The sequence below is a fragment of the Modicisalibacter radicis genome, from assembly GCF_900961225.1.
In the GTDB taxonomy this organism is placed as follows: Bacteria; Pseudomonadota; Gammaproteobacteria; order Pseudomonadales; family Halomonadaceae; genus Modicisalibacter.
This window is the reverse complement of the sequence record NZ_CAAHFN010000132.1, coordinates 1-471: the sequence shown is the minus strand read 5'-3', so window position 1 is coordinate 471 and position 471 is coordinate 1. Positions and strand designations below refer to the sequence as shown.

Below are 471 nucleotides of genomic sequence, written 5' to 3'. Positions count from 1 at the left end.
TTGAAACGGAGGTAAATCTTTTTCCCAGATAGTTTCTTTATCGTGCATTACTTTTGGCAAGCCGGTGTGGCTATCAACGTTTGTATCACCATGGCCTGGAAAGTGTTTCAGTGAGGTAATTACGCCATTACCTTCAAAGCCAGCAACTTGTGCGCCACCTAAAATACTCACAAGTGTTGGATCTTCACCGTATGAGCGCACATTAATAACCGGGTTATCAGGGTTCATGTTTACATCAACAGTTGGTGCATAGTTAACATTCACACCAATGGCTTTTAATTCATCAGCAATCACTTGTGCAGATTGTGTAGCAAACTTGGTGCCGTGAACCGCATAACTTGCGCCAATCGACATATTACCAGTAAATGAAGTGGCAATATCACGAGGAATACGTGCAACACGTCCGCCTTCTTGGTCAATTGAAATAAATAATGGTGCGCCTAAGCTCGACTTTGCCGCAGCTTGTTGCAT

At 43.3% G+C, this 471-nt stretch carries 1 protein-coding gene; it reads right to left on the bottom strand.

Features of this window, described 5'->3' with window-relative positions:
* On the bottom strand, positions 1 to 471 hold a 471-nt coding region (locus HR9077_RS20935), incomplete at both ends, for a glycoside hydrolase family 3 N-terminal domain-containing protein (protein WP_136069238.1).